Annotated in this window: 3 protein-coding genes; 1 reads left to right on the forward strand and 2 read right to left on the reverse strand. The window is 70.8% G+C overall.

Features of this window, described 5'->3' with window-relative positions:
• On the reverse strand, nt 1-465 hold a 465-nt coding region (locus VIB55_RS24195), incomplete at its 3' end, for an MBL fold metallo-hydrolase (RefSeq protein ID WP_331879254.1).
• A gap of 199 nt (nt 466-664) precedes the next feature.
• Here VIB55_RS24195 and VIB55_RS24200 point away from each other — a divergent pair.
• On the forward strand, nt 665-1,663 hold the full coding sequence (locus VIB55_RS24200) for a rod shape-determining protein (protein ID WP_331075257.1): 999 nt from the start codon (nt 665-667) through the stop codon (nt 1,661-1,663).
• Nucleotides 1,664-1,805: 142 nt separating this feature from the next.
• Here VIB55_RS24200 and VIB55_RS24205 read toward each other — a convergent pair.
• The coding region (locus VIB55_RS24205; protein ID WP_331879255.1) for a DEAD/DEAH box helicase at nt 1,806-3,203 on the reverse strand (1,398 nt) is incomplete at its 5' end.

The following is a 3,203-nucleotide window of genomic DNA, read 5'->3' on the forward strand; positions in this document are numbered from 1 at the left end:
CACGCGCCCGCCCAGGTCGATGGGCTTGCGGGGATACAGGAACGACATGGCCGCCATGGCGCCGCCGCCCACCGTGGGATCGGGCGGCGGATACGGCGAGTCGCCCGTCAGGTAGGGCATCTCCAGCGGGTGCGCATAGACGACGCAGTCCCACGATTCCGCCAGCTCGCGCACGGCGCCCACGTGGTCGAAGTGGCCGTGCGTGAGGATGATGGCGCGGGGGCGGGCATCGGGCCCGAAGCGCTCCGCCGCCGCCGCGGCGATGGCCGGCGCCGAGCCGTAGATGCCCGTATCCACCAGCGTCCATCCGCGGTCGCCCGCGCCGCGCGGGCCGGACAGGAAGACGTTGACGATCGCGGTGCGCAGGTACGCCAGGTCGGGCGTCACCTCGCGCGCCCTCCCCGACGACGGGTACTCCGTCCGTTCCAGCTCCTTCCCCGACACCCGCTCCATCGTCGCCGTCATCGCGCATCTCCCGCGTGAGAATCCGTCCGCCATCGATCCCAGGGCGCCACCTTCGTTGCAAGCCGCACGCCCGATTCCGCCGGATGTGCACTGATGCGGGTGCAGCTTATCGCCCAAGCGTCCGCCGCGTGGTACATTGTACGGAGGAGGGGGCCGCGCGGGAGCCGCGCCCGGTTCGGGGACGCACAGGGGAGCAGCAGTGGCGGACATCGCGATCGACCTTGGAACGGCGAACACGCTGATCGAGGTGAAGGGCGTGGGGCTGGTGGTGAACGAGCCTTCGGTGGTGGCGGTGGACCGCGACACCCGAAAGGTGCGCGCCATCGGGCTCGAGGCCAAGCGCATGCTGGGGCGCACGCCGGAAGGCATCGTGGCCGTGCGGCCCATGCGCGACGGCGTGATCGCCGACGTGAACATGGCCGACCTGATGCTGCGCCACTTCCTGGAGCGCGTGCTGCCGCGCGGGTTCTTCCGGGTGAAGCCGCGGGTGGTGATCGGCGTGCCGTCGGGGATTACCGAGATGGAAAAGCGCGCCGTGCGGGCCGCGGTGCTGGCGGCGGGCGCGCGCCAAGTGAACCTGATCTCCGAGCCGATGGCGGCGGCCATCGGGGTGGGGCTGCCGGTGACGTCGCCGCGCGGGTCGATGGTGGTGAACGTGGGTGGCGGCACCAGCGAGATCGGCGTGATCGCGCTTTCCGGTATCGTCGCCGACGCGTCCATCCGCGTGGCCGGCAACGAGTTGGACGAAGCCATCATGGGCTACGTCCGCAAGAGCCGGAACCTGCTGATCGGCGAAGCGACCGCGGAGGGTGTGAAGATCCAGATCGGCTCGGCGTTCCCGCTGGACGAGGAGCGGGAGATGGACGTCACGGGGCGCGACCTGGTGAACGGCATCCCCAAGTCGGTGCGGGTGAACTCGGTGGAGATCCGCGAGTGCATCCAGGAGCCCGTTGCCGCCATCGTGGCCGCGGTACGCCGCGCGCTGGAAAGCACGCCGCCGGAGCTGTCGTCCGACATCATCGACGCGGGGATCGTGATGACCGGCGGCGGCGCGCAGCTGCGCGGCCTGGGCCGGCTGCTGCAGCGCGAAACGGGGCTGCCCATCCACCTCGACGAGCAGCCCCTCACCTGCGTGGTCCGCGGCGCCGCCCGAGTCCTCGAGGACCTGGAGCTCTACCAGGGCGTGCTGCAGCCGTAAAGATCGAAAAGAGTTTCACGCAGAGGTCGCAGAGGAAAACGAGAGGACGCAGAGAAAACCTATTTTTTCTCTGCGTCCTCCTTCAGTTCTCTGCGTCCTCTGCGTGAAATGCAGTCAGGTATTTTGCACTAACGCACGAAGGTCAGCCCTGGCGAGGCGCGCCACGGCCGGGGCCGCCGCCGCGTCCGCCCTGCGAGCGGCCGCCCTGGGGACGGCTGCCGCCTCCGCCCACGCCGGCCATGCCGCCGCGAGACGGCTGCGACGGGCGTCCGCCCTCGGAGCGGGGTGCGCGGTCGCCAGAGGGACGGGCGGGGCCGCGGGCCGGCCCGCGCGACGCTTCCTGCACCTCGCGCTGTGCCTTGCGCTCGGCCTTTTCCTTGGCGCGGGCACGCTCCTCGGCCTTGCGCTTGCGGATTTCGGCGATGCGCTCGGCGATGGGCACCTCGAAGCGCTCGGCCGGCTTGGCGCGGTAGTCGAAGCCCTCGACGGTCATCCGCGGCAGCTGCTTGCCGATGGCGCGCTCGATGTCGCGAAGATCGCTCTCCTCCTCGGGCGAGACGAAGGTGTACGCGTCGCCCGTGGCGTCGGCGCGCGCGGTGCGGCCCACGCGGTGCACGTAGTCTTCCGGCACGTGCGGCACGTCGAAGTTCACCACGTGCTCCAGCGCCTCCACGTCGATGCCGCGCGCCACGATGTCCGTGGCCACCAGCACGCGGTAGCGGCCCTGCTTGAAGCCCGCCAGCGCGTCGGTGCGCGCCGTCTGGCTGCGGTTTCCGTGGATGCGGGCGTTCGGCACGCCGTGCTTGTCCAGGAAGTCAGAGAGCCGGTTGGAGCGGTGCTTGGTGCGGCAGAACACGATGACGCTGCCCACCTCGCCGCGCTTCAGCAGCTCCAGGAACAGCGCCGGCTTCAGGTCTTCCCGCACCGGGTACAGCGCCTGGGTGATGCCGGTGGCCGGCATCGACTTGCGCTCGATGTTGATGGCCGCCGGGGTGCGCAGCATCTCCTGCGACAGCTTGACGATGGGCGCCGGCATGGTGGCGCTGAAGAACAGCGTCTGCCGCTGCGCGGGCAGGTGCCTGAGGACGCGCCGGATGTCGGGGAGGAAGCCCATGTCGAGCATCCGGTCGGCCTCGTCCAGCACCAGCACCTCCACCTGGTCCAGCCGGGCGTACGGGTACTGCAGGTGGTCCAGCAGCCGCCCCGGCGTGGCGATGATCACGTCCACCCCGTCGCGGAACGCCTGCTCCTGCGGCTTCATCCCCACGCCGCCGAACACCGCCGCCGCGCGGACGCCGGTGTGCTTGCCGAGTGCGACGAACTGCTCGTGGATCTGCGCCGCCAGCTCGCGCGTGGGGCTCAGCACCAGCGCGCGGGTGGTGCCCCGGGGCTTGGCGGCCAGGCGCTGGATGATGGGGAGCGCGAACGCGGCCGTCTTGCCGCTGCCCGTCATGGCGCAGGCCAGCACGTCCGCGCCGTTCAGCGCGGGCGGAATGGACTGTTCCTGGATGGGCGTGGGGCGAGTGAATCCCAGCTCCGT

Origin of the sequence: Longimicrobium sp., from assembly GCF_036554565.1 — a bacterium.
Taxonomy (GTDB): domain Bacteria; phylum Gemmatimonadota; class Gemmatimonadetes; order Longimicrobiales; family Longimicrobiaceae; genus Longimicrobium.